This is a genomic window from Methylobacterium crusticola (assembly GCF_003574465.1).
GTDB lineage: Bacteria > Pseudomonadota > Alphaproteobacteria > Rhizobiales > Beijerinckiaceae > Methylobacterium > Methylobacterium crusticola.
The window spans coordinates 1-26,057 of the sequence record NZ_QOWC01000042.1; the positions used below are offsets into that span (position 1 = coordinate 1).

The 26,057-nt window shown below is 69.8% G+C and carries 20 protein-coding genes, 1 tRNA gene, 2 pseudogenes and 1 CRISPR repeat array; of the genes and pseudogenes, 6 read left to right on the top strand and 17 right to left on the bottom strand.

Annotation, left to right across the window (positions count from 1 at the left end):
- Window positions 1-386: 386 nt before the first annotated feature.
- The 4 genes from DT057_RS17325 to DT057_RS17340 form a co-directional block, all read right to left on the bottom strand.
- Entirely contained in the window at window positions 387-3,512 is a 3,126-nt protein-coding gene (locus DT057_RS17325; RefSeq protein WP_128563356.1) for a polysaccharide deacetylase family protein, read from the bottom strand.
- A gap of 47 nt (window positions 3,513-3,559) precedes the next feature.
- On the bottom strand, window positions 3,560-4,603 hold the full coding sequence (locus DT057_RS17330; protein ID WP_128563357.1) for an NAD-dependent epimerase/dehydratase family protein: 1,044 nt from the start codon (window positions 4,601-4,603) through the stop codon (window positions 3,560-3,562).
- A gap of 4 nt (window positions 4,604-4,607) precedes the next feature.
- The gene (locus DT057_RS17335) at window positions 4,608-5,444 is read right to left on the bottom strand and encodes a sugar phosphate nucleotidyltransferase (RefSeq protein ID WP_238314226.1); all 837 of its coding nucleotides are present in this window, start codon (window positions 5,442-5,444) and stop codon (window positions 4,608-4,610) included.
- Window positions 5,445-5,739: 295 nt separating this feature from the next.
- Entirely contained in the window at window positions 5,740-6,489 is a 750-nt protein-coding gene (locus DT057_RS17340; RefSeq protein ID WP_162501433.1) for a LuxR C-terminal-related transcriptional regulator, read from the bottom strand.
- A 588-nt stretch (window positions 6,490-7,077) separates the two neighbouring features.
- Between DT057_RS17340 and DT057_RS17345 the strand changes: the two genes are divergently transcribed.
- The 5 genes and pseudogenes from DT057_RS17345 to DT057_RS17360 all read left to right on the top strand — a co-directional run.
- The gene (locus DT057_RS17345; RefSeq protein ID WP_128563359.1) at window positions 7,078-8,115 is read left to right on the top strand and encodes a hypothetical protein; all 1,038 of its coding nucleotides are present in this window, start codon (window positions 7,078-7,080) and stop codon (window positions 8,113-8,115) included.
- A 131-nt stretch (window positions 8,116-8,246) separates the two neighbouring features.
- Complete coding sequence (locus DT057_RS17350) at window positions 8,247-9,389, top strand: TAXI family TRAP transporter solute-binding subunit (RefSeq protein ID WP_128563382.1); 1,143 nt, start codon at window positions 8,247-8,249, stop codon at window positions 9,387-9,389.
- 150 nt (window positions 9,390-9,539) lie between these two features.
- Window positions 9,540-9,755, top strand: coding sequence for a DUF6894 family protein (locus DT057_RS37530; protein ID WP_407068147.1), 216 nt, complete (start codon window positions 9,540-9,542; stop codon window positions 9,753-9,755).
- 289 nt (window positions 9,756-10,044) lie between these two features.
- A complete protein-coding gene (locus tag DT057_RS17355) occupies window positions 10,045-10,533 on the top strand; it encodes an SDR family NAD(P)-dependent oxidoreductase (RefSeq protein WP_238314229.1) in 489 nt (162 codons plus the stop codon).
- Window positions 10,532-10,906: pseudogene (locus tag DT057_RS17360) on the top strand (transposase domain-containing protein); the annotation flags it as partial. The gene DT057_RS17355 and the pseudogene DT057_RS17360, both read left to right, overlap by 2 nt.
- A 41-nt stretch (window positions 10,907-10,947) precedes the next feature.
- Window positions 10,948-11,952: a CRISPR direct-repeat array (repeat unit 29 nt; unit sequence GGGTCGATCCCCGCGGATGCGGGGGAGCC).
- Window positions 11,953-11,974: 22 nt separating this feature from the next.
- Here DT057_RS17360 and cas2e read toward each other — a convergent pair.
- From cas2e to DT057_RS17415, 11 genes and pseudogenes are all read right to left on the bottom strand, one after another.
- Window positions 11,975-12,328, bottom strand: coding sequence for a type I-E CRISPR-associated endoribonuclease Cas2e (gene cas2e, locus DT057_RS17365; RefSeq protein WP_128563360.1), 354 nt, complete (start codon window positions 12,326-12,328; stop codon window positions 11,975-11,977).
- A 19-nt stretch (window positions 12,329-12,347) separates the two neighbouring features.
- Complete coding sequence (gene cas1e / locus DT057_RS17370; RefSeq protein WP_128563361.1) at window positions 12,348-13,277, bottom strand: type I-E CRISPR-associated endonuclease Cas1e; 930 nt, start codon at window positions 13,275-13,277, stop codon at window positions 12,348-12,350.
- Window positions 13,278-13,281: 4 nt separating this feature from the next.
- The gene (locus DT057_RS17375) at window positions 13,282-14,112 is read right to left on the bottom strand and encodes a type I-E CRISPR-associated protein Cas6/Cse3/CasE (protein WP_162501434.1); all 831 of its coding nucleotides are present in this window, start codon (window positions 14,110-14,112) and stop codon (window positions 13,282-13,284) included.
- A complete protein-coding gene (gene cas5e / locus DT057_RS17380) occupies window positions 14,109-14,903 on the bottom strand; it encodes a type I-E CRISPR-associated protein Cas5/CasD (RefSeq protein WP_128563363.1) in 795 nt (264 codons plus the stop codon). Before cas5e ends, DT057_RS17375 begins: the two co-directional genes overlap by 4 nt.
- Before the next feature lie 5 nt (window positions 14,904-14,908).
- A complete protein-coding gene (gene cas7e, locus DT057_RS17385; RefSeq protein ID WP_128563364.1) occupies window positions 14,909-16,123 on the bottom strand; it encodes a type I-E CRISPR-associated protein Cas7/Cse4/CasC in 1,215 nt (404 codons plus the stop codon).
- Between the two features lies 1 nt (window position 16,124).
- Window positions 16,125-16,772: a type I-E CRISPR-associated protein Cse2/CasB gene (locus tag DT057_RS17390; RefSeq protein WP_128563365.1), complete on the bottom strand. Its 648-nt coding sequence runs from the start codon at window positions 16,770-16,772 to the stop codon at window positions 16,125-16,127.
- Window positions 16,762-18,288, bottom strand: coding sequence for a type I-E CRISPR-associated protein Cse1/CasA (locus DT057_RS17395; protein WP_128563366.1), 1,527 nt, complete (start codon window positions 18,286-18,288; stop codon window positions 16,762-16,764). Before DT057_RS17395 ends, DT057_RS17390 begins: the two co-directional genes overlap by 11 nt.
- Window positions 18,289-18,407: 119 nt before the next feature.
- Entirely contained in the window at window positions 18,408-18,581 is a 174-nt protein-coding gene (locus DT057_RS17400; protein ID WP_128563367.1) for a DUF1508 domain-containing protein, read from the bottom strand.
- Between the two features lie 261 nt (window positions 18,582-18,842).
- A complete protein-coding gene (cas3, locus tag DT057_RS17405; RefSeq protein ID WP_128563368.1) occupies window positions 18,843-21,416 on the bottom strand; it encodes a CRISPR-associated helicase Cas3' in 2,574 nt (857 codons plus the stop codon).
- Window positions 21,417-21,882: 466 nt separating this feature from the next.
- Window positions 21,883-22,233 (bottom strand): annotated as a pseudogene (locus DT057_RS17410) (transposase); the annotation flags it as partial.
- A 197-nt stretch (window positions 22,234-22,430) separates the two neighbouring features.
- A tRNA-Lys gene (locus tag DT057_RS17415) sits at window positions 22,431-22,506 on the bottom strand.
- Window positions 22,507-22,718: 212 nt separating this feature from the next.
- On the opposite strand from DT057_RS17415, the gene DT057_RS17420 reads away from it, so the two are divergent.
- On the top strand, window positions 22,719-23,771 hold the full coding sequence (locus DT057_RS17420; protein WP_407068148.1) for a hypothetical protein: 1,053 nt from the start codon (window positions 22,719-22,721) through the stop codon (window positions 23,769-23,771).
- A 51-nt stretch (window positions 23,772-23,822) separates the two neighbouring features.
- Here the strand turns inward: DT057_RS17420 and tgt are convergent, their stop codons facing one another.
- A complete protein-coding gene (gene tgt / locus DT057_RS17425) occupies window positions 23,823-24,956 on the bottom strand; it encodes a tRNA guanosine(34) transglycosylase Tgt (RefSeq protein ID WP_128563371.1) in 1,134 nt (377 codons plus the stop codon).
- Window positions 24,956-26,041: a tRNA preQ1(34) S-adenosylmethionine ribosyltransferase-isomerase QueA gene (gene queA / locus DT057_RS17430; RefSeq protein ID WP_128563383.1), complete on the bottom strand. Its 1,086-nt coding sequence runs from the start codon at window positions 26,039-26,041 to the stop codon at window positions 24,956-24,958. Before queA ends, tgt begins: the two co-directional genes overlap by 1 nt.
- Window positions 26,042-26,057: the final 16 nt, after the last annotated feature.

Here is a 26,057-nt window from a genome sequence, read left to right on the forward strand (position 1 = left end):
AGCCGGCGCAGGGCGTCGACCACCTGTCCCGACACCGCCTCACGACCGACGATTCCAACGATGCCGCACATGGCGTCATGCTCCCGTTGCAGGTTGGTGTTGTCTCCGCAGATCGACCCGGCTCGTCGGCATGACCGGCCGGATGTCGCGCGTGCGCCCCGAACGCCCGCGGATGCTGATGTCATCCGCACTCCGACGGATTGCGTCGCCAGGCAGGTTTCGTGTCCGCACAGGCGCGTGGAGCGAAGCTCCATCGTCGCGGGCTGGTGACGCCTCGTCCGGAATGGATCCTTGGCGATGCGGTGTCACCGCGTTTGCCCAGCCGCCGGCAGACCTGCCGGCAGCCACGCGGTCCGGCGTGCTCCCGCCTTCGATCGATGTGGCTGTCAGACGATCGTGAAGTCGTTCGCCGTCAAGGTCGGCCTGTTGTCGAGCGTCGCGAACAGCACGGGATTGCTGCCTGTCTGCGATCCGTCGGCATCATAATAGACCGTGCCCAGAGCCTTGTTGTACAAGATGCGTGTCGCGGGATCCTCGGCGGCGTTCGTGACGCTCGCCGAGTTGGTCGAGTTCATCGTCTTGAATGCCGTGCTGGCGAGCGTCCCGGTCGGAATATTGAAAACGCTCTTCGACAACTGGACTGTGTCGTTGTTGCCCGAGGCCGACGGACTGAAATCCGTGATGCGGTCGGCATTCCCCGTGATGAGTGCAGCACTGAAGGCGAACGTGTCGTTCCCCGCTCCTCCCGTCAGGGTGTCCGCCCCTGCCCCCCCGTCGATGAAATCGTTGCCGCCGAGCCCGTTGATCGCATTGCCGGTCGCGGTTCCAAAGATCAAGTCACGCGCCGAGGTCATCGCCGGCGACGACGCTTCATTGATCGATATCGTGTGTTGGCCTAGTCCCGAAACTGCGATATCGAGCAGATTACCAGACATGCTGGCGCTGTCGGCGCCCGTGACCTGAACGTACTGGTTCTGAGGCGACTTCAGGGTGACCTGGAAGTTCCCCTCACCGACCGCCGTGAAGCTGAGATTGGTCCCGTTCCCCGTGACCGAGACAAGGTCGGAGCGGTCGGCGAGTTTGGAGAGGTGGGTGACGTCGTCGGGCGTCCCGCCGAGCGCGATGTTGAAGGTGCCGCCGTCCCGGTCGACGAAGACGCTGTCCTTGTCGTAGGCGTACCAGCCGCTCACGTTCTTGATCGTCTGGCCGGCGCCGAGGTCGAGGGCGAACTTGCCGAGATCGCCCGTCGTCGCCGTCGTGACCGTGGCCGCCAGCACGCTGGTCGAGGCGTTCCAGGCGTAGCTTACGTCGGACTTCTCGAGCGTCGAGACCCGCTGCGCCAAGTCCGCCAGCGTCACGAACTCGGATCCGGCCTGGTAGGCCCGCTGGATGAAGTCCGTGAACATCTGCTGGGTGTAGTTCGAGGGAACGCCCGGATCGAGCGGCCAGTTGGTCGGCCCGTAATCGTGCCAGGGCCAGACGACCACCGGCATGTCCGAGTGGCTCGTGAGGTCGCTCCATTCGGAGGCCCACTTGGCTTCGGCCTGGGCCGGCGTGAGCTTCTGGTAGCCGATGAGGGTGAAGTCGAACGAGGTATTGGGTGCGATGTAGACCTTCGAATCGGTGGCAGCCGGGCTAAGATACCCGATCGCCCCCGGGTAGCCCGCGCCGATCATGGACGCGCCGCCGGTCATGTAGGGATAGTACTGGGCGATGTTGCGCGCCGTCGTGACGGTCTCACCGGCCCCGGGAACGGCGACGCCGATGTTCGTCAGGCCGAGCTGCTGCTCGATCAGCGCCCGCGACTGCTGGAACTCGAACTGGTACTGGGCCGGCGTCAGGACATTCGTGTCCTCCGGGTGCGTGTAGGAGTGCGACCCGATCTCGTTGCCCATCGCGAGCATCTGGTTGTAGTATTTCTTGGACCATGTCCAATCCGTATAGTCCCCGTTGGCCTGGTTGTTGCCAATATCGATGTAGTATGATCCGACGAAGTTATAATCCTTCTTCCACTGCGTCAGGATCGGCAGCAGCGCGTCGTAGATGCCGGGGCCCGAGGCCGGCTTCACGTCGCTGATCTCCATGGCCTGATCCATGTCGACCCGGGCGGTCACCACCGCCTTGCCGCGGCTCAGGTGCAGGCTGACATCCGGCCCGCTGGCCGGAGCCGTCACCCAGTCGATCGCGTGCTGCAGCATGTTGTTGTCGCCCAGCATGCCCTCGGTGGCGAAGTGGACGTTGTTGCCGCCTGTCTTCGTCGCCAGCACCGCCGCCTGCGACTGCCCGTTGACCACTTGGTTGGCGAGCGTGGTGCCGAGGCCGTCGGTAGACGTGAAATAGGAGGTCGAGATGCCCGAATAGTTGCGGATGACTTCGTCGGGCGTGTAACCGGCCATCATCGGGTTGGTGCTCGAGCCGGCGGTGACCTGCACGTTCACCCCGCTGGCGTTCCCGACGAGGTTCACGTCCAGCAGCGCCTTCATGCGCGCGTAGGAATCGCCCGGCAGTGCCGCTCCGGTCCCGTCGTTGGTCATGAAGTTACCGGCCGCGACGATACCGACATGGTAGTTCTTGGTCAGCGTGCTGAGAGTGTCAGTGATCGCCCCAACCTTGTCGGCCGCGACGTTCTGGAAGGAGGGGAAGACCAGGGCGTCGTAATTGACCAGCTTGGACAGGTCGGTGAGGTCGGCCTCCGACAGCAGGTCGTAGGGCACGCCGGCCTGGGCGGCCTGGTCCTGCGCCATCATGAACAGCTGTGAGTACGCGGTCTGGCTGAAATACTTGGCCGCGGTCGTCTCCGAATAAACGATGCCGATCTTGTGCCCGGTATAGGTCCGGGCCGGCAGCGATGCCTTGTCGGTGACGGAGTACGGCCCCGCGCTGTAATCTCCCGGCAGGTATGTGCTGTTGTCGACGTCGGCGAGCACGTTCAGGGCGGTGGTATTCCCTATCTGCGCCACCGGAACGGCTAGTTCGACCGTTGTATGATCGGCGCTGTAGGCATAGCTGAGCGGGGTCGCGCTGACCAGGTTCTGGCCGTCGGCGCCCGTGTAGAGGTACGGTATGCCGTTCGTGAAGTTGATGTTGTAGTCGTAGCCTGAAAACAGGCCCCAGATGTTGTAGCCGGTCGCCGTTGACTTGTCGGTGTTGAGCCAGATCGTCGAGCCGGTGTTGAGCGCCGTCGGCGCCTTCATGGCGAAGGTGAGAGAGCCGCCCGAGAGGTCGCCGTAGAGCTGGTAGCCCGCCGGCACGCCGGTCGTCGTCAGAAGGTCGGCGCTGGTCCAGTCGGACAGATTGCCATCGATCGTGCGCATGGCCGGAAATTTCCTGTCAGGGTTGCTCGGTTGACCGAAACCGCGAACGGCTTCGGTCGCGAACCAGACCGCAACAGCCGGTCGCAGCGCCGCGCCGGATGTTTCGTCGTCGCGCAATGTCGGAATGCGGTGCGGTCTTCGTGTTTCTAGAAGGGTCTTGCAAGACGACGGCTGAGCAGCGGTCGACTCGTAGAACAACAATTACTCTCGCATAGCGGACCGACGTTTCAAATAATCCTGACGAGTTATTGCAGCGACGCCTTGGGTGAGGGCCGCCCCGCGGGGCCGGCTCCGCCCGCCGGCCGCGCACCGGGGCGGACGCCGCTCGGGCCATCAACCGCAACGCCGTCCGGCGCGGGTGCGTCCTCGGTCCGGCCCGGGTGAGCCTCGGCGTGCCTCGAGAGGACGCGGACCGCCGCCTCACGCAGGCAGCGTTGCATCGCGCCCCCGGTCCAGTCTCTCAGCCGCGCCGTGTCGCCGACGATGACGCCAGGCTCGTGCCGGCGGTAGCGGGTCGGATCGGCTGAGATCGTGACGGCCTTGCCGGAGGCGGCGATCATCGCCTGCAGGAGGTCGCCGAGCCGGGTCGGGACGCCCGTGCACACGTTGCAGAGGCCCGCGGCATCGCCGCGGCTCGCCAGCGCCGCGAGCGCGGCCGCGAGGTCGTCGACGTGGATGAAATCCCGACGCACGTCGAGATTGCCGGTTGTCAGCCGTCCGCCCGCCGGCGGCATCCGGGCGATCTGGGCGGCGAAATCCGCGAGCGCCAGGTGGGCCGGCATGCCCGGTCCGACCGGATTGAAGATGCGCGCCACGACGACCCGGGAGCGCCCCTCCTCGCGGAGGGCGAGCGCGGCCTGCGATTGCGCGAGCTTGCTGCGGCCATAGGCGGTGTAGGGCGAGCAAGCGGCGTCCTCCCGCACGGGGATCCCGTCGCGCGCCGCCGCCCCGTACTCCGCCGCGCTTCCCGCGACGACCAGCGTCGGATGCAGGCCCGTCAGCCGGAGCGCCGCAAAGAGCGCTTCGGTGAGGCCGAGATTGACGGACAGGAGTTGCGCCTCGTCGCCCTGCATCGCGCCCGCGAGGTGATAGACCACGTCGGGCCGCGCGAGGTCGAGGGCCCGGCACCACCGCTCCACCGGCGAGGCCGCCGTCGCGGCACCATCGCGGGGGTCCTCCGCGCCGGCCCGGAGGCCGACCGTCGCGACCCGCCCCCCGCTCGCGCGCAGATGGCGCGCGAGCGCCTGGCCGACAAACCCCCCGGCCCCGCTGATCAGGCTGCCGCCCATCGGATCATGACGCCAGGAACTGGTTGCGCTCGCTCACGAACATCTGCTGCGCCAGAGCGAAATCGTCGGGCCGTCCGATGTCAAGCCACACGCAATCCTCGTGGTAGCAGGTGACGTCGCCGCCGGATTGCTTGACGCTCATGATCAGGCCCGGCATGTCGAGGTATTCGCCGCTGGTCAGGTGCATCCGTACCGCTTCCCGGCGCAGGGCGTAGACGCCCATGCTGACGAAATGGCTGCTCGTCGGCTTCTCGCGATAGGCCATGAGGCGACTGCGCTGATCGATCTCGATCAAGCCGAAGTCGATCTTCACCTCTCTCTTGTAGACTCCGATGGAGATATCCCCCGCCGAGCGATAATGCGCCTGCATCATCCGGTCGAGGCTGAGTGTCGTCAGCAGGTCTCCGTTCGTCACGAAGAAGTCGTCGTCAAGGTCGTCGAGCATGTCGCCGAGGGCACCGGCGGTTCCGAGCGGCTTGCTTTCCAGGCGGTAGCGGATGTTGAGGCCGAGGCGCTCGCCATTGCCGAAGAAGGCTTCCAGCAAGTGGCTCAGATGGTTCACGGCCAGGATGACGTCGGTGATGCCGGCATTCTTCATCTGCCGCAGCAGCAGCTCGAGAACGGGCATGTCGTTGAGGGGCATCAGCGGCTTGGGGAACAGGGCGGAGTAGGGATGGAGTCGCGTTCCCTTGCCCCCGGCCATGATGACGGCCTGCGTGATCCGCGTCCCCGGCGCGGTGTGGACGAGGCCGCTCGCCGCCACCGCTTCGCCGTCATGAGCGCAGAGGAGGTCGTCCATTTCGCCGCGAAGGTCTGCGCAATCGTCCAACCTGTGGGACATCTCACTCTCCATCGTCAATATGGTCGCGAGCCACGCAAAGTTCATCGCTGCGTTGAGGCATGGCTCAATCCTTATCAGATTGATTGCTTATTTCGCAAGTAAACCCATGTGATTAGGCATCAAGGCGGCATCCAACCCTGATCATTCGCCCGGATTACTCACGCCCCACGGCGACCCGTGACGTCCGTCGTCTCCGCGGGCGGGAAGCCGCATGCGTCCCGCCCGGTCGGTTCGCAATCCGGCCACAGCGACCCGTCCTCGGCAGGACCGCCCTCGCCCGAGCGGGTGCGGCCGTTCATGCCGTCATCATGGAGTATTCCTTCGCCCAGAGCGCCGCCTGGGTGCGGTTGTTGAAATTCAACTTCCTGAGTATGTGCCTGACGTGAACCTTGACGGTGGCCTCGGTGATGTTGTGCTTGCGTGCGATGACCTTGTTGGAATTCCCGTCGGCGAGGGAGGAGAGGATCTCACGCTCGCGCAGCGACAGGCTGCAGGCGATCGTGTCCCGGCCCGCGCGTGCCGCGGGAAAGCCGCGGGCGAGCAGGATCGGACCGTCGGACGTCGGACGGACGGCGGGCGGCTCGCCGGCGCCGTCGTGGCTATCGAGCAGTGTCGCGTCGTGAACCATGACACCGGCCAGCACGGCCTGCACCGCGATGAGCAGCTTCTTGGGGCTGCTCGCGCGATTGAGGATCCCGGCTGCCCGCGCGAACACGTCGGCGTGCAAGCCGGCATCCGTGCCACGGCTCATCAGAACGACCAGCTTGGTCCGGGATGGCATCCGGCCGAGACAACCCACATGGGAGAGAATCGTACCGTCCCGGTCCGAGCACACAATCAGCAGATCGCAATCGATGCGGTCGGGCATCTGAGAGAAGCTCCCGCTCACCGCGTAGTCCGCCGACTGGAGGAGGAGCGACAATCCTTCCCGCAAGAGCTCGTCGTCACCGACAATCAATGTATCCGGATAAGTAATTGGTGTCATTGTGATTTCCTTCAGAAGTCGAGGCGCAGGACGGCGATTTCGTCCGAGGATCGCGACCATGACGCCGTTCTCAGGCTGAGCGCAGTCGGCCTTATTGAGCTTCTGGATGCGCCGTTTCCGGCGCGACCTCGTTCTTTTCTGTTCGGTTAATGGCAAAGTTGGCATACATTTGAACGGACACACGGTCGTGCTCTGCCCGACGGATGTCAGGCAAAACCTGCATTGTCATGAAAATCCCGGACCACCTGGTCCGTAGGCTGGCGACGGCGCGTCGGGCGGATGCGACGGGACATCCGTCCCCAAGTCGTCGATCACGGCTCGGCCGGCCGGACCATACCCGGCTCCAACGCCCTCTGCGTGTCTCGGCCCGGATCGGCGGCCCGTACCACGATAGGAGTAGCAATCATCAAGAAATCTTACTCATTACATTTGTTAGTGCGAGTGCGGGACCGGCGCATCATTGGTCGCAACTCACAAGCCAATGTATATCGATGAATACGCTCTTTCCCCGACGCGACGAATGATCGAACAGAGTTGATCGTTCTCTCTCCACGGCAGTCAGTCCGCAATCGCGAGAGACACCCAGCCGACAGCGTAGCAACTCTCGGTCGCTCCACCGTTCGCATGCCGAAACCGGGAGGACGCACAATGTGGCACGCCTCAGACACCGCCTCACGCCCGGGACGTCATCGCGCGGCGAACCGTGCGGCCGTTCTGCTTCTGACGACCTGCATGGTCCCGGGCGGGCTCGCTGCGGCGGAGGGCGCCGGACACCGCGTCGCCACCGACGGCCGCCCCTACGTCTCGGCGCGCAACGTCGCGGGAGAAGCCGGCGTTCCGATCAGGCTCGACATCGAGGTCGTGCCACCCTCCGACAGGCCGTTCACCAGCACGTACCTGCTCGGCCTCCCCGCCGGCGCACGCGTGACCGACACCACCCACACGGTCGCGGCCGCCGGCGAGGAAGCGGCGATCGAGGTGACGCGCTGGAACCTGCCGGAACTCGTCATCACCTTGCAGCCGGGACAGGTCGGGACCTTCGTCATGCGTGTCGCCGCCATGACCGACGCGGTGGATGGCGGAGTGCAGCAGGTCGTGAGCTCCGGCTTCACGGTCAGCGCCGAGCCACCCGACCCAGACGCTCCCGGGCCCGTGCTCCGCGCGGCGGCGCGGACGCTCGTCGCGGCCTTGCCGCAGGGCCCGGTCCCTCACGTCCCGGGTCCCGGGCCGGACGCGACCGTGCCGCCGGACACCAAACCGCTCAGGACCGGATCTCCCGCGGCTGTGTCGCCCAAGGTCCTGCCGCCGAATACCGGTCCGGCCGACGCGCCGCGACCGGCCGCGAGCCGACCGGCCCCGCCCGCCTCGCCACCGATGCACCCGCCGCCCGCTGCCGCGCCTCCCGTGGCCATCGTGGAGCCGGGTGCGGCGGCGCTCGTCGGGCGCGCGGAGGACCTGATCCGCCGGGGCGACATCAGCGGTGCGCGGCTCGTCCTGGAACGGGCGCTCAGCCGGAACGAGCCGCGAGCCGCGCTGTTGCTGGCCCAGACCTATGATCCGAACGTGCTGCGCACCTGGAAGGTCAGGGGTCTGCGGCCCGATCCCGAACGCGCGCAATCGCTCTATGCCCGGGCGGCGGGAGACAAGGCCGCCGAGCCGACGAGCCTGGCGGCGTTCCCCCGCTAGGCCAGCGCCCGGTCGCACCGCGAGACAACGGTGCTCCAGGTCTCTGATCCAGCTGCATGTTCTTCGACGACCCGGGATCCGTGCCGTCGGACAGCGCTCTCCTGCCGCAACGATGACGGAGCATGCCGACGATGCCGGCCCGGTCCCCCATTCCCGCCCTGTTCGCTGCCGCGATCCTGCTGGCGGCACCGTTCGGCTTCGCCTGCGAGGCCACGGCACAATCCTCCCCGCCACGCGAGGCGATGTCGGAAGCGATGCTCAGCGAGGCGATGAACGCCAACACGGTCTCGGTGATAACCGGGACGGCGGGCGGCACCTACTTCCGCATCGGCGCCGACCTCGCCTTCGTTCTCAACGACGGCGACAGGATCCGGGTCCTGCCGATCCTGGGCAAGGGCGCCGGCGAGAACGCCTACGACCTGCGCTTCTTGAAGGGCATCGACCTCGCCTTCCTGCGCACCGACACCATCGAACAGCTTCGCCAGGACAAGCGCCTGAGAAACATCGAACATCACATCCAGTACGTCGCGAAGCTCTTCGACGACGAACTCCACGTGATCGCCGCCAAGGAGATCGACGATGTCCGCGGGCTCGCCGGCAAGCGCGTCAGCTTCGACGTCAAGGGCAGCGGCACCGACTATAGCGGCCGCGCGATGTTTCGTGGTCTCGGCATCGAGGTGAAGCCGTTCAACGTCGATCAGCCCACGGCCTTCGAGATGCTGAAGAAAGGCGAGATCGACGCCGTGATCTCGGTGGCCGCCAAACCCGTCTCGATCGTCGCTGGCTTCGACCCGGGCGACCGCTTCCACCTCGTGCGGGTCCCGTACGCGGAGGCGATCAGCGAGGCTTACGTGCCCGCGACCCTGACGAGCGCGGATTATCCGAAGCTCGTCGACGGGACCAAGCCGGTCGAGACGCTCGCGGTCGGCACCATCCTGGGCGCCTACAATCATCCGAAGGGCTCGGAGCGTTACCGCAAGCTCGAACGGTTCGTGGATGCGTTCTTCGGCCAGTTCGACAAGTTTCTGACACAGCAGCGGCACGCGAAGTGGCGGGAGGTCAACTTGGCGGCCTCGGTTGCCGGCTGGACCCGGTTCCGGCCAGCCCAGGACTGGCTCGATGCCCATCAGGAGGAAGCACCGCCCCGGGACGATATCGCCCGCTTCCTGAGCGAGCAGTCGCAGGACATGCAAGCCAACAAGGAGCAGATCTACCAGGCCTACCTGAACTGGCGCCGCGCCAGGAACACTGCACAAGGATCCGCCCGACGCTGAGTTGAAAATATCCGAGTTGCTGACGCATCTCATATCCTATCAATGCAATTTCACGTTTTAAGGCGTTTAGCTCGAAATTTTCTATGCTTTGGTTCATCGGCTTGAAATGCAGCGATACATAACATCTAATTCGAACCACAAGGGGTGGTCATGCCGAGATTTTACTTCGATTTGTCAAGGTTGGACGAATTGTTACCTGACGATCAGGGGGTGTGTGTCGACACGATCGATGAGGCGATCTTTCACGCTCGGACGGTGATCGATGAAATGAGGGACACGGGTGAGATTGATCTTATCGGGAAAGGGTGGTGCCTCTCCATCCGGACGGAGGTTGATGTAGTTCTTGCCTCGATATCGATCGACTGAACGTCCTACCGGATAAAATAATGAAATTCAATATTATTTTTTTAATTCCTTTGATGGAATAGACAAGAATGGTCGATCTGTCACAACGACCGGTGTTCGGACCGGGAGTCGGCCGGAATGCGCAGGGCGGCGCTGGAGACCTGAGACCATTACCCACGGCCGCAAGCCTCAGTAGAAATTCATGCCCGCAGCCTGTGAATGCTTCTCCCGGTGGCGCCTCGGGCATCGGACAGGCCCTCGCGCATCGCGTCCACGCCTCGGCAACACCATCGTCGTCGCCGTTCGGCGAATGGAGGCGCTGCAGCAGGCGATCGCGAGCCGCCCAAACTTGCACGCCATGACCTTCGCCGCGGACAGCACCACCGGTGTCGCAGACTTTGCCCGCCGCGTGACGGGCGCGCACCCGTCCCTCGCTGCGCTGGTCAACGACGCCGGGATCATGCGTTTCGCAGTCTTGGACCGGGCCCGCGACCTTGCCGATGCCGAGGCAACGATCACCACCAACCTGCCCGGCCCCATCCGGCTGACCGACGCCCTCATCGAGCATCTGATCCGTCAGCCCGATGCGGCGCTGGTCAACGTGACATCGGGCCCGGCTTTCGTCCCGCTTGTCGCCACGCCGCCCTACCCGGCCACGAAGGCGGCCATGCACGGCTGCACTTCGAGAGGTGCTGAAACGCAAGCTCGAGGTGATCGAGCGGGTGTCCTGCGCCTGATGATCATCGCAGAGGCGTGGGCTCCGGCTCAGCCTCGCGTGCGCGCAGGCAGAAGCGTTTGACGCTGGTGAGGAGAGCGTCAGCCGGACGCTCGGACTGATCAGCCAGACGAGCCAACTGGCCGAGGCGATCCGCGACGCGCTTACGCGCTGGGCGGGGCTGGGCCTGTTCCTCGCCGACGGGCGGGCCGCGCGCACGATCAGGCCCCTGGCCCTCACGCGCATGAACGCGCTCTTTGCCGGTTCGGATGGCCGGGCGGAGCACTCGGCGGTCATCGCCTCGCTGGCGGAGACCTGCAAGCGCATCGGCGTCGAGCCGCACGCCTGCCTGGCCGACGTGATCACCCGCATCGTCGAGGGCCCTCCCAACAGCCGCCTCGACGAGTTCCTGCCCTGGGCCTGCCCGGCCACACCCACGCTCAGACACGTGGCCTGAGAACGACGGTGACCCTTCACCGACAGTGACGGCCGCGCCGCGGGTCGATCCTCGCGGATGCGGGGGAGCCGCCCTCGTGTGGGCGCATCTGCGCCAGCTCGAGGGTCGATCCCCGCGGATGCGGGGGAGCCAGCTGCGGCGGCATCACGAACTTCATGACATCGGGTCGATCCCCGCGGATGCGGGGGAGCCGCCCTGGTGTGGGCGCGGCTGCGCCAGGTCGGGGGTCGATCCCCGCGGATGCGGGGGAGCCCTGCTCAAGAAGACGCCGCGCACGTTTCATCAGGGTCGATCCCCGCGGATGCGGGGGGGCCACGCCTCCATGGGCGACCCGCGCGTTCGTGAAGGGTCGATCCCCGCGGATGCGGGGGAGCCCTGTCCTGGCGGCAGTGAAGAACCTTTTCCTGGGGTCGATCCCCGCGGATGCGGGGGAGCCTCCGCTGGCGGGATGTGAAGCGCCGGGTAGACGGGTCGATCCCCGCGGATGCGGGGGAGCCCTGGCCCGGCCAGGTCTGGATCGATCCCGGTGGGGTCGATCCCCGCGGATGCGGGGGAGCCACCAACGCGAACGACGCCCTCTACGCTTTCGGGGGTCGATCCCCGCGGATGCGGGGGAGCCGCGATCTCCTCATCATCGCGGGTGTGTCCGCCGGGTCGATCCCCGCGGATGCGGGGGAGCCCTCGTCGCCGGGCTCGCGGAGCGGCTGGTCGAGGGTCGATCCCCGCGGATGCGGGGGAGCCCCAGAGCGCCCGGAGGGCGCGCGGCAGCGCAGGGGTCGATCCCCGCGGATGCGGGGGAGCCGCGAGGTCGGCGCCGCGATAGCGGCCGGGCTGCGGTCGATCCCCGCGGATGCGGGGGAGCCTGGTAGAGGGCTCTGCGGGTTCGGGCATCTTGGGGTCGATCCCCGCGGATGCGGGGGAGCCAATCCGCCGATGTCGGCCGTGAGCGCCGAGTAGGGTCGATCCCCGCGGATGCGGGGGAGCCACAACGAACAGCGCGAATCCGGTGCACGTGAGGGGTCGATCCCCGCGGATGCGGGGGAGCCTCTGCCAGTCAATATACTGACATTATTCACTTATCAAAGAGCTCGCCTCCTGACCTGGGGGCGGCATCCCCGCTCCGCTGCGCAGCGGACGGCGGGTGAGAAGGACGCCGTCGTGGGCGACCACTGCCTTGGGCGGCGAACCGAGCGTGCGAACGCCGAGTGCGCCTGCCGCGGCCGTGTCCGCCCAGGTCATCACGATGCTGCCACGGCCGAGCTGGCCGTACCAGTCCGACAGCACGGTCCAGACACGGTCGCGCACGCCCGCGCTCATGCGCGGGTAGGCGTAGACGCCAGGGGCCAGCTCCAGCATGACGGATCCGAGGAATCCGCGATAGCGATCCTCGACGTCGCGGGTGACGACCACGCAGAGCGGCATATCTCACTCCTCGTCCCGCTCACGTCGGCTCGGGGTCGGTCGCCGGACCGGCCTCGGCCTTCCCGTCGTCGTCCTGCTCCCGCGGCGCCAGGACCGACTTGATCACATCGATCAGGCCCGGAACGACGTCGCGCCGGCGAAACAGCTCGGCTGCCCTGCGGCGCACCAGCCGGTCGATACTCTCCGGCCGCTTGCCCGCCTCCTTGGCCGCCCCGAAGGCAATGTCGAGGACGACGTCGTGGCGCCGCACGTCGGCGATGTCGAGGACGAAGCTTTGACCCGAATCCTCGTGGATGAAGCCGAGCTGCGGGATGGTGCCGGTCGAGGCCACCGCGATGGCGGCAGCAGCCTGCACCGTCACGGCCGCGTGGTTGAGCGCCTGGTTGGGCAGGTCCGCGTCGACGGGGTTCGCCCGGTCGTAGCGGCGTCCGCGCCAGGGCACGCCGAAGCGTTCGGCGGCCAGCTCGTAGGCCCGCTTGATGCGGCCGACCTCCATCCCGCGCAGAACCGCGATGTCGCGGGTCCGCACGATCTCGCCGAAGCGCAGGGCGTACATCCGCCGCGCCACCTCCATGCGCGTCGCCTTCACCGCCCAGAGCTCGACCTGGCGCCGGGCAAGGGCGGAGGTGTCGGGCATGAGCGGCGGCGCCGTGTAGAGACGCACGCCGCCCTCGCCGATGGCGCACAGGGCGCAGCCGTGACGGGCGAGGAGCCGGAGGGCGTCGTGGGTCACCGAGGAGCCCGGGCCGAGCAGCACGGCCGAGACCGATTGATGCGGGATCTGGTAGTCGCCCGGTGCGAGGGTCGCGCCACCCTCCGGCCCGGCCCGGGTGACGAACCGCAGGCAGCCGTCCTCCACCTCCAGTCGGCCGCGATCGAGCCAGAGGAGGCCGTGCCGGTCGCCGTGGGGGACGCGGGCCGTGTCGAGGCCGAGGCGGCCGAGGAGCATGGCCCTACCGCTCCGCCGGCCGCAGCAGCAGCATGCCGAAGCCGAACGCGCCGTGCCGCCCCACCCCGCCCGCCAGCAGGGCGGCGAAGGCCGCAGGATCGGCGACCGTCAACACCCCGTCCACCAGGGTCTCGGGTCCGGCGAACCCGGACTGGCGGCGGGGCGCCGCGTCCGGCGGGACGGACCGCACGGTGCGGATGCGCCGATGCGCCACCAGGCGGAAGGCGGAGAGACCCGCCGCGGAGCCCAGGCGCCGCTCCAGCCAGGCGTGGTAGATCGGCTCGCGTTCGCGCGGATCACCCGCCTCGTTCCCGCCCGCCCGGTCGCGCCGCTCGAGCGCCGCCAGGAAGGCGTCACGCTCGTGGCCGCCCCGGCGGTCCGCTGCCGACCGGGCCGCGCCGGCGCGCGGGCCGTAGCGCACCACCGGCCGCATCCGCAGGGTGAAGCCGTAAGCCGCGCCCCTGGCAAAGATGCGCGGCATCGCCTTTGCCTCGAAGGGCTGCGGGAAGAGCGCCGCGAGGGCACTCTCGGCATCCTCGCTCCCGCGCCAGTCGGCCTCCCAGTCCGGCGGTGCCGCGGGTTGCGTGATTGCGCGGGGATCCGCGGCCCGCAGGGCGTCGGGGTCCCGGGTGTAGCCGAGCAGCGTCTCCGGTCCGCTGTCGCGGCCCGGCATCAGGCGCCATGGCTGTGGGGCCGCCACCCCGAAGCGCCGCCGCAGGGCGAGGTGCAGCGCGTAGCCGAGGTCGTCGTCGAGGACGCCCTGATACGCCGCGAAGGCCCGCAACGCCGCGGACGCGACGGGGGTGCGCACGAGGTGCAAGACCTGGCCGCTCACGGCGTCTCTCCGCGGGACCGGGCCGGAAGGGATAGCCGGCCCTCGATCACCCCGCGCGAGCCGCCATGCACGCCGACCACCCAGTCGCGCTCGTCGCAGATCTCCAGGCGACGCTCGCGCTCGCCCGGCTCCCGGTCGGCCGGCCATTGGGCGCGCACCGGACGTGCGGAGCGGGGCCATCCGTCGGCCTCGCGCCGGGCGCGTGAGGGATGCAGGCGGAAGCGCCCCTCGCCGGCGGCACAGGCCGCGAGGCCGCTTTCGAGCGCGGCGCGCACGTCGTCTGCCGCGACGCACCCGGCGAGGAGCGGTCGCGACGGCAGACAGGGCTTGCGGCCGACGAAGAGCGGCCGCTCCGGCCGGTCGAGGGCGCCCTCGACCTCGGCCAGGGTCGGGCTCTCCGCGGGGGGATCGAGGCGGAAGGCGATCAGCACCAGGGCGTCGGCATCGGCGTCGCGATACCGGATGTGGGGCGAATCGTAGGTCGCGGCCCCGCCGCTGCGGCCCTCGACGCGACCGCGCGTGGTCCAGCCCCGGTCGCCGGCGCCGAGGCGGGCGGTCTGGAAGTCGCGCATCCGCCGGCCCTCCGCCAGCCGGGCGGAGCCCAGGACGAGGCGGGCCTGGAGGCGATCGAGGCGGGTGCCGTCGGCCCGGCCGTAGCCGAGCGCGTTGGCGAGGAGCCCGGTGACCGTCGAGCGGCCGGGGAAGTCGCGCACGACCCCGTAGGCGTCGATGATCTCGCCGCCGAAGGCGCTGAGCGGCGCGTCGAGGAGGAGGACGAGGTGGTCCGGCACCGCCTCTACCCCGCGATCAGGGCCCGGCGCACCATGGCGCCCGCCCGGGTGGCGAGGTCGGGCAGGGTCAGCCCCTCGATGCCGGAGAGCCGCGCCGGGCCGCGGGCCGCCTGAAGCCGGGTCTCGTGCGGGCCGAACATGCCGTCGAGCCCATCGATCTCCCGCACGATCGCCCGCGCGGTCTCGCCCGCGAGGGTCGCGCCCGCCTCCAGCGCCCGGCGGTCCCGCAGCGGCTGGACGGGATCGCGAAAGGCGTTCGCCAGGGTGCGCGGCTGGCGCTCGCCGGCCTCGACCAGCACGAGGTCGGCGTAAGTATAGGGCGCCGTCGAGCCGCGCTTCGCCCCGGGGCTGACCGTGGCGACGAGGTGGATCAGGTTCTCGACCACGCGGGCGGCGAGGTCGCGCGCCTCAGGGTCGAGGCCGGCCCAGGCCTTGCGCGGGCAGCCCGTCAGGTTCGAGACCAGGAGCGGCACGTCGACCACGACGTAGCCGTAGTAGAGGCCCGAGGTCAGCTCGGTGTCGAACACGCCGGCGGCCCCCGCATCCTCGCGCTTGGCGAGGTCGTCGACGACCGTGAAGTAGTCGAGCTCGGGCTGCTCGTCGTGGACCGTGAAGGCGTGGGCGACGTGGATCGCCGCATCGGTGTTGGCGCGGATGTCGGAGGTCACCATGCGGCCGAAGAGTGCGCTCTCGAGGCCCGGCGCGAGGTGGTTCTGCTCGCGCAACTGCTTGAGGTTCGTCTTTCCGTCGCCCTCCTTGAAGAAGGCCTGCGCGGCGGCCTCCGCGGCCTTGGCGTTCTTCGCGTCGCGGACGATGCGGGCGGCGTTCTCGGCCAGGTAGGCGAGCTCGGGGCGGCCGAGCAGCAGCGCCTGGCGGGACTTCTTGTCGGCGGCCTTGCCGCCGTAGACCTGCTCGACGAACACCTTCTCGACCGCCGTCAGCACGACCTCGTCGGCCTGCCCGCGCAACGGATCCGTCACCTCATGCTCGATCGCGAGCTTGGAGCGCTCGGCTTCGAGGCCGACCTCCTCGGCGAGCCGGTGCAGGCCGCGCGGGTCCTCGGCCATGCGCCAGTGGCGCTTCAGGCATTGCGAGGAGATCCGCGTGCGGGTGGCGCCGCCGAAGGGAAGGCGCTTGGCCAGCCCCGCATCGTCGCGGTTGAGGAGAACGCCCGGATACGAGGCGAGGAAGTGAACTTGGATGAAGCGGGGAGTCGTCACGCTAGGCGTCCTCTTCGGTCTCGTCGGCGTCGCGGTCGTCGCCCGCATCCGCGGCGTAGTAGGCGCGGGCGAGCGCCAGGCGGGCCTCGTCGGCCCGGGTCTCGTCGAAGCCCTCGGTGAGGATCAGGCGGGCGATGGGAGTGAGGTCGAGCGGGACGGCGCCGGCGGCGGCCAGGAACCGGCCGAGGCGGGCGACCTGGGCGACGAGCGCCGGCCCTCGGGCGGTGGTGAGGCGCATCAGGCGCGTCTCCGACACGCCGGCGGCGTGGATCCTGCGCCCCGCCTCGTGCTCGCGGTGGCGCGGGCCCGCCATCTGCCCGTCCGGGTTCCGCTCGCGCACCGGCGCGTGGACCTCCCGCGCCGCCGTGCCGGACAGGGTCGCGACCAGGTGGCAGATCAGCGCCCAGCGGCGCAGGCCGTCGTCCGACGCGAAGGCGCGCCGGTTCACGCCGGCCGCGATCAGGAGCGGGATCACCGCATCCACGCCGCGGCCGGGCGCCGCCGGATCCAGGCGCCGCAACGCCGCCCGCGCCCCGGTCGTCAGGCCCGGCATCCGGCCGGAGATCGAGCGCAGCTGCGCGGAGAGCGAGGGCGTGCGCCGCCCCTCCCTCCCGCCCGCCTCGGTCGTCGGTTTCGCTTCAACCAGCATCCTTCACCTCCGCCACGAACGCACCGGCCCGGCGCTCGAACAGGGAAGAGGCCTGGGCTCGGGCGCGGATGCGCCGCACCTCGGTGCGCGGCGCCGCCACGGCGGCCTCATCAAGGACCGCGCGGGCGATCCCGGCGAGCCGCACCCGCCAGGGCACGCGGTGCGGCCCGTCCCGCTCCGCCACCTCGTTCCAGAACGCGTCGTCGAAGACGCCCGCCTCGACGCGGTCGTCGTAGGTCGTCTGCCAGGACGCGGCCTTGCGCTGGGCCGCCTCGTCGTCGAGCCGCACGCCGTCGCGCCCGCCGCGCATCAGCGCCAGGAGTGCGTGGCGCAGGATGCGCCCCATCTCCCCGGCCTCGTCGGCGCGCTCCTGCGCGACCTCGCCGATGCGGTCGAGGATCGCATCGCCGTGCTGCTCCAGCAGGGGAGCGATGAACCCCGGCACCGGCAGGTAGCGCTCGTGAAACCCTTCCGTCTTGCCCTGGCCGCGCACCACGGCACTGAAGACGAAGACGAGACCGGTGCCCGCCATGCCCGGGGTCGCGGTGGCGAGCACCGGCCGCACGGTGATCTTCGGGTTCATCAACCTGGCGACCTGCCGGTAGCCGAAGCCGGCGCGCGTCGGCGTGTAGGCTTTCTCGCCGTCGTTCGGCACGGGCGCCCATGGGTCGCCGGTCCGTCCCGTGAGCGCCTTCGCCTCGATCCGGGCCGCCTTCGAGCCCGCGGTGCGGGCGACGAGGCGGCCGTCCTCCCGCACCAGCCGCACGCGGCGGCAGACCTCGACGTAGAGCGGATCGAGCCCCGAGAAGCCCCGCGAGGTCTGTCCGTCCCACGGTGCAAGCCAGAGCAGGCCCGGCCCGTCGCGGGCGGCGAGCGCCGGCTGTCTCGCCAGGATCCGGTCGCGCCCTCCGGCGAGGAGCCGGCCGACATCGTGCCGGAAGGCGCCGCCGGGCGGACCCTGCGGCCGCAGCCCGAGGGTCGTGCGGCTGCCGAAACCGCCGTTCATCCGGCTGATGCCGAAATTGCCGGCGCCCATGAAACCCTCCTGGGTCTGGAGGCTGACCAGGGCGAAGAGCCAGTGGTCGTCCGCGGCGTCCCGCATCTGCTCGGCCTTGAGGTCGTGGTTCTTGGCGGTGACCAGCATGTCGAGGGCGTCGGGCGCCTCGATCCGCCCCCGGTAATCCGCCGCGTTCGCGGGCCTCGCCACCGGCGGCTGGAACAGGGCCGGCTTGCCCCAATCCTCGACCACGAGCGCCCACGCCTCGCCGTCCGGCCAGTCCGGCGTGAGGGCCAGGAGCAGCCGGCGCCACGCCTCCCCGGTCTCCGGCAGCGTCACCGCACCGGCGCGATGGAGGGCCATCGCGGCGACCTGGACCAGGAAGGCGTGCCAGGCCTGGCGCTGGTGCGGACGCAGGGCCGGGAAGGAGGCTACGGCGTCGGCGCTCAGGGCGGCCAGGATGTCGAACAGGCCGGCCGCTTTTGCTTCGTTTGATCGATCGCGGTAGCGGATATGCATGTGAGGTCCCCGCGGGTGCGGGGGAGCAACCCGCAATGTGGCGGCAGCCACCATCTGGCGTGGTGGATCCTCTCCGGGAGAGGGAGCGGTTCGGGGCAGGAAAGCCTGCCCCGATGCGGTCACAGGCGCAAGACGGGCGCGTTTGCGGAGGATTTACTTAAGACGATCGAGTAATCGCAGGCGTGCTCGGTCACATATATCTCGCGGGACGTCGATATAATGCGCCCGTTATCGGCACGAAGGCGCCATCGCCATCCCTGCGTTCCAGCGACCGTGAACTTCTCGTACTTCATCGGCGACCTCCTCTGTGTCATCGACTTGACGAAAGGCGCAGAAGATCTACAAGTGCCGTGTGAACCGACACCTGACTCTGCGGTCCCAAGCCGCATTCGTTCGGAACAGCGACCGGAGACGTTGCACCGTCTCCGGTCGCCACCTAAGCGCGCATCGATCATACTCTAGGTGAGATTTCGGTCAAGCGCCGGTCGGATTTCACACCGTCCAACGTTGCGGTTGTTGCAGCAGCACCATCTGGCGGTTCTGCGAATGCGGCTTCACCCCACCCGCAGCCCGAGCCGATCGTAGCGGAAGCCGACCGTGCCGAGCGTGAACCGCACGCCCTCGGCGCCGGCCTCCTCCCGGACCGCGACGGTCACGTCGTCCGGGAGCTGACCGGCGTCCTTGAGCATCCATCCCGGGATGCGCAGCTGGGTGATCGTCACGCCGAACGGGCCGACGAACGGCGCCTTCGGCGGGATCAGCCGGTCGTCGGCGCCGAGCCGGGTGCGCACCTTTTCGTCCTCGGGAAACAACAGGTCCGTGAACGGAGCCGCCATGTCGAGCCGGTGGTCGGCCGCCAGGGTCCTGTCGGCGACGCGGCCGCCCTCCTGGCGGGTCGCGTGGTCGAGCCACGCGCCGCCCTTCTGCGCCGCGACCGCGTCGAGCGCCTCCGGATGGGTCGTCAGCTCGACGAGCCGGCGGCAGTCGCACGGGACCACGATCCGGGCGCGCTCCTCCAGCAGGCGCCAGGTCGCTTCGATCACGGCCAGCCGGGGATAGATGCCGCGTCCCTGCTTGGGCGGCCCCAGCCCGTGCCGGGCACGGTCGAGCAGGGGCGAGAGGTCGCGCGCCTCCGGCACGAGCACGACGGCCCGCGGCGTCTCGAAGCCGGCCGCTCGCTCGCGCCGGTGCCGGTGCAGGCGGCCGAAGCGCTGGAGCAGCACGTCCATCGGCGCGAGATCGGTGAGCAGGAGATCCGCATCCAGATCCAGGCTCATCTCGAGCGTCGTCGTTCCGACGGCGACGACCGGCCGGCGCTCGCGACCGCGGCAATCCTCCGGCGGCTGATCGTCGTCCACCTTGCCGAACACGGCCTCGATCTCGGTATCGAGGCGGCGGCGGTCCTCGGCGGCGAAGCGGCCGTGATGCAGGGTGGCGACGCCGCCGACCCGGAACAGCAGGTCGCCGGCGCCTTCCGCCTCGAGCGCCTGCTGCACCGCCACAGCGTCGGCGACGGTGTTGCGCACGACCAGCACCGAGGCGCCCGCCCGCGCCGCGCGCAAGGCCCGGGCGGCGATCTCCCGCGGGTGCGCGATCAGCGGCGCGGTCTCCACGGCGATCTCCTTGCGCCGGCCGCCGGTCTCCACCTTCGTCGGAGCCGCCTCCAGGCCCGAGAGCGCCGGGTAGGGCGTCTCGAGGGCCTGCGCGAGGCTCGGCGCCTCCTGGCCGAGGAGGGCTGCGCGCGCCGCGCTGCCGAGGGTGGCCGAGAGGAGCATCACCCGGCCGCCGGCCTCGACGTGGTTCCCGATCACGGTCCTCAGGATCTCCGTCTGGAACGCATCCGACGCATGGACCTCGTCCACCACGAGCAGCGCCCGCGACAGGGCGGCGGCGCGCAGGTGCGCGTGCTTGACCTTCAAGCCCGCCAGCAGCGCTTGGTCGATGGTGCCGACCGCGATGCGGGCGGCGAGGTAGCGCTTGGGCGCCTCGGCGGCCCAGCGGGCGTCGTCGCCGCCACCGTCTGGCCACAGCACCGTGAAGGGCGCAAGACGTTGCCCGTCCTCGTCCCCGGCGCGCAGGTAGCCCGGGACGGCGAGCACCGCGCGGGGCGCATCGGCGCCGAAGACGCGGGCGAGGTGGCGGTTGATCCGCCCGTGCAGCTGCGTCGCCGCGGTGCGGGTCGGCACCGCGAAGTACAGGGCGTCGACCTCGCCGCGGGCGATCAGCGCGAGAGCGCGCCACAGGGCCGCCTCGGTCTTGCCCGAGCCGGTTTCGGCCTCCAGGGCGGCGATCGCGCCGAGCCACGCGGCGGCAGCCTTCTCCTGCGCCTCGTAGGGCGGAAAGCCGAACGCCGCCGCGAAGGAGCCGGACGCCGCGCGTGACAACGGGCTGAGGCCCCGCACGGCCACCGCCAGAGCCGCCTGCCGTGCCGCGAACTGAGATCGCGACAGCCCGGACGGCGTCGCGAAGGGGAAGTGCGCCGTGTCTGAGCCGAGCCAGTCGGCCAGGGTGACGAGGCCGGCGAGCAGCGCCACGGCGCGCGGGGCATCGGGCAGCGGCGGGCCCTCTGCGAAGGCGAGCGGGAAGCGCCGGCGAGCGGCGGCGAGAAGCCGCGCCAGCTCGCCGAGCGGATCGTAGCCGTCGATCGCGCGCCACCAGCCGGCATCCCGCCGTGCCTCTCTGATGCTGGATCCGCTCATGGCGCCCGGCGTGCTGAAACTCGCCAGCGGACGGCCGTGATGCGCCATCACGGCCGTGAGATGTTCGGTCGCCCCCCAGGCCGTGATGAGGCCGCTCAGCTCCCGCACCACGGCCTGGTCGCGGAGTTGCACGCTCCGGTGGAACAGGGCGCCGACGATTTCGGTGTGACCGATGCGCGGCATCTTGGGAAACTGACGCCGCCAGAAGCCACTATTGGCTTTTCCGAGATCGTGCAGGAAGGCAAGCGCGCACAACCGCTCGACGTCCTGATCGGACAAGGCGCGTCCGGCCAGGATCGCGATCCTGCTCCGGTAAGCGGTCTGCGTCAGCACGGTGCGCAGGACAGCGGCGACATCCTCGCCGTGATCGATGAGGGCCAGCGTCGTACCGGACTCGTCGCGCTTGGCCCAGGCGTGGTTTTCAGTCAAAGATCACTCCCACTTGAGTCATATCAAAACAAACGCTTGAACTATGACGTGACCATACAGGAATAAATGCCGTCTGAATAATTTAATAGACGCGAAAGATATTCTCTTCAGTATATTCGATATTTTGTAGAATGTCCCCTTCGGGCCGCGCCCTGCTCGTCGCCTACGGTGGCTTTTCAGATCCGCTGCGCGGTTTCGGCCCTTCGGGTCACAGACGCTGACGCAGTGTAAGGTGGCCTGCGGCCGATGTCACTTGGTGGGCCAGCGGCCCAGCCTCAAGGCCGTGCCCCCGGCCCGCTCGCCTGGCGCCGGGCTGCCGGCGACATCGATGCTGAAGAGCCTCGACGCCGCCTTCCCGGATCGGGATCGCATAAGGGAGGCGTATGGAACCGGGGATGCCGGATACGACATGAGGAGCCGGTGATTACCCAGGCCTGTGACGGCAGGGCTTGGTGTCTGTCCGAGATCATTCTGATTGTTGGCAGAGTTTTCGAAGCAAGATGCAGATTGAAGCAAGACGCAGGAAAGCGAGCGCCTTGCTCGTGCGGCACTCCCAGTCCTCGGCCAGTCGGCGGCAGCGATTGAACCAGCCGGTCGTGCGCTCCACGATCCAGCGCTCGGGCCGGACCTCGAACCCCACCGCCTGATCCGGGCGCTTGACGATCGCCACCGTCACCGACCGGCACACCCGGCCCGATGCATCCTGGAACGCAGGTCCCTGGTAGCCACCATCCGCGTCGAGCTTCAGCAGGAACGGGTAGAGCCCAGACAGCGTCGCCATCACCCGGACCCCGCCGTCACGGTCCTGCACGGCGGCCGGTCAGGTCAGCGAGGCTGCGGGACCATCCGGGGACGGTGAGCCAGAGGGTTTCCGTCATCCCCTCGGGCTATCGGAAGGCCGGGCCGACGCGGAGGCGGAACGGGAGATTTGGACACAGGTCCGACGACCTTGGACACCAAGGCGAGATGGCCGCAGTCGTCCTAACGTCTAAATGACGGTTCGACTGAACAAAGTGGTGAGCGCGCTGGGACTCGAACCCAGGACCTACAGATTAAAAGTCCGTTGCTCTACCAACTGAGCTACGCGCCCGCGCGCCGGGGAGGAGCCGGCGGCGAGGCCGGGCGGTCCTTGATCGGAGCAGGCGCGGGCATAGGGGGTTGACGCCGTCGGGTCAACCGGGGAACGAGGGGGCTTCGCGGCCGCGCAAGGGGCCGGCCGCCCGAGGACGACATGCTCCGCCCCACATCGTGCCCCGCCTCCCCGGCGACCCGCGACGGGCCGCGGCGCGCCCGCGGGTGGGCGTGAGCGGGGCGCCGTGGCGCCGCTTCGTCCGCGGCGTGCTGGGGACGGGCGGGCTCGCGGGGCTCCTGGTGCTCGGGTTCGTGGCGGCGATGGATCCCTACGGCCTGCGGGCCGGGCCCGGGCGGGCGCCCGGCCCGATCATGGATCTCAACCAGCGCTTCATGTACCCCCAGGTGGTGCGCGGAGGGGCCTACGACGCGGCGGTGTTCGGCACCTCGACGGCGCGGCTCCTCGATCCGGAGGCCCTCGACCGGGCGTTCGGGGCCCGCTTCGCCAACCTCGCCATGAACGCCGCGACCCCGTGGGAGCAGGCCCAACTCGCCCGGCTGTTCCTCGAGGCGGCGCCGGCCCGCGCCGTGCTGTTCGGCCTCGACGCGACCTGGTGCGAGGCGGAGGCCGAGACCCGGCGGCTGACGTTCCGGGCCTTCCCGCCCTGGCTCTACGAGGCGCGTGCGCCCTGGACCGGCCTTCTGCGGCAATGGAACCTCCAGAGCGTGCAGATCGCCGGGCGCGTGCTCCTCCACCGCCTCGGGCGCATGCGGGCGCGCATCCGCGGCGACGGCTACGAGGTCTTCACCCCGCCGGAGGCGAGCTACGACGCCGCGCGCGCCGCCGCCCACATCCACGCGGGGGCGACCGACACGGTGCCGGCCGCGCTCTCGGAGGCCGAGCGGGCGGCCCTCGCCACCCCGGCCCTCGCCTGGCTCGACGCGCTGCTCGGGCTCACCCCACGGGACGCCCTGCGGCTGATCGCCTTCATGCCGGTCCACGTGGCCGCGCAGCCGCAGCCGGGCACACGCGGGGCGGAGCGGGAGGCGGTCTGCAAGGCCCGGGTCGCCGCGATCGCCCGCCGGCGCGGCGCCACCCTGGTGGATTTCAAGATCGCGTCGCAGGTCACCCGGGCGGACGCGAATTACTGGGACGCCCTGCACTACCGCCTGCCCGTGGCGGCCCGGGTGGTCGAGGCCTTGCGCGCGGCCGAGAGCGACGGCCGCGACGACCCGGACGGGTTCTACCGGGTGCTGGCGCACCCGCGCGCGGCCGGCCACTGAGGCGCCCTCCCCGGCCGGCCCGGGCCGGCCGGGAGGAACCGACGCGGGGTCTCAGGCGGCCCGGTCCCGCTCGGCCCGCGCCCAGCCGTCGCGGGTCTCGCCGACGAAGTCCTGGAGGCGGCCCGCCGCGATCGCCCCGCGCAGGCCCGCCATCAGGTCCTGGTAGTAGGCGAGGTTGTTCCAGGTCAGCAGCATCATGCCGAGGATCTCGCCCGCCCGCACGAGGTGGTGCAGGTAGGCCTTGCTGTAGAGGGTGGCGGCCGGGCAGGTCGACGCCGGATCGAGGGGGGCGTGGTCCTCCGCGAAGCGGGCGTTGCGCAGGTTGAGGCGGCCGTGGCGGGTGTAGACCATGCCGTGGCGGCCGGCCCGGGTCGGCATCACGCAGTCGAACATGTCGACGCCGCGGCTCACCGCCTGGACGAGGTCGTCGGGCGTGCCGACGCCCATGAGGTAGCGCGGCTTCGCGCCCGGCAGGTGCGGCTCCACGGCCTCGATCATCGCCAGCATCGTGGCCTGCGGCTCGCCGACCGCGAGGCCGCCGATGGCGTAGCCCTTGAGGTCGAGCCCGACGAGGGCGCGGGCGCTCTCGACCCGCAGGGCCGGGACGTCGCCGCCCTGCACGATGCCGAACAGGGCCTTGCCGGGCTGCTCGCCGAAGGCGATGCGGCAGCGCTCGGCCCAGCGCAGGGACAGGCGCATGGCGCCCGCGACGGCGGCCTCCGGGGCGGGCAGGCGCACGCACTCGTCGAGCTGCATCTGGATGTCGGAGCCGAGCAGCCCCTGGATCTCGATCGAGCGCTCGGGGGTCAGCATGTGGGCGGTGCCGTCGATGTGCGACTGGAAGCGGACCCCGGTCTCGTCGAGCTTGCGCAGGCCGGACAGGGACATGACCTGGAAGCCGCCGGAATCCGTCAGGATCGGGTAGGGCCACTGCATGAAGGCGTGCAGGCCGCCGAGCCGCGCCATGCGCTCGGCGCCGGGGCGCAGCATCAGGTGGTAGGTGTTGCCCAGCACCACGTCGGCGCCGAGCGCCTTCACCTGCTCGGGGTACATCGCCTTGACGGTTCCGGCGGTGCCGACCGGCATGAAGGCCGGCGTGCGGATCACCCCGCGGGGCATCCGGATCTCGCCGGTGCGGGCGGCGCCGTCCCGCGCCGCCACGGTGAAGCTGAACGTCTCGGTCATCAGGTCTCCGCCCGGAACAGCAGGCTGGAATCGCCGTAGGAGTAGAACCGGTAGCCGCCCGCGACCGCGGCCGCGTAGGCCCGCCGCATCGGCGCGAGCCCCGCGAAGGCCGAGACCAGCATGAACAGCGTCGAGCGCGGCAGGTGGAAGTTCGTCATCAGCACGTCGACGGCCCGGAAGCGGTGGCCCGGCGTGATGAAGATCCCGGTCGTGCCCGCGAAGGGCCGGATGGTGCCGTCCGGGTCGGCGGCGCTCTCGATGAGGCGCAGCGCCGTGGTGCCGACCGCGACCACGCGCCCGCCCGCGGCGCGGGCCCGGTTCAGCGCCCCGGCCGCCTCGGGCGTGATCGTGCCGATCTCGTCGTGCATGCGATGGTCGGCCGTGTCGTCCGCCTTGACGGGCAGGAAGGTGCCGGCGCCGACGTGGAGCGTGACGCGGACCTGCCCCAGTCCCGCGGCCGCGCAGCGCGCGATCAGCTCCGGCGTGAAGTGGAGGCCGGCGGTGGGGGCCGCCACGGCCCCGGGCTCGCGGGCAAAGACCGTCTGGTAGTCGACGGCGTCCCGCGCGTCCGTCGCCCGCCGGGCCGCGATGTAGGGCGGCAGCGGCAGCGCGCCGAGGCGGGCCACGGCCTCGTCGAGGAGCGGCCCGGCGAGGTCGAACGCGAAAGTGACCTCGCCGCCCTCCCGGCGCTCCGCGACCGTGGCGTCGAGGTCGCCGAGGCCGCAGGCGTTGCCGGCCCCGGGCGCCCCGAAGCGCACGCGGTCGCCGACCCGCAGCCGCTTGGCCGGCCGCGCGAAGGCCCGCCAGCGCTCCGGCGCCTCACGCAGGTGGAGCAGCGCCTCGATCCGGACGGCGCCGCCCTCGGGGCGGTGGCGCAGGCCGGTCAGGCGGGCCGGGATCACCCGGGTGTCGTTGAAGACCAGCACGTCGCCCGGCCGCAGCAGGTCCGGCAGGTCGCGCACGAGCCGATCCTCCGGATCCCGCTCCGGCCTCAGCACCATCAGCCGGCTCGCATCCCGCGGCACCGCGGGGCGGAGCGCGATGCGGTCCTCGGGCAGGTCGAAGTCGAACAGGTCCACGCGCATGGGGGCCATCAGCATG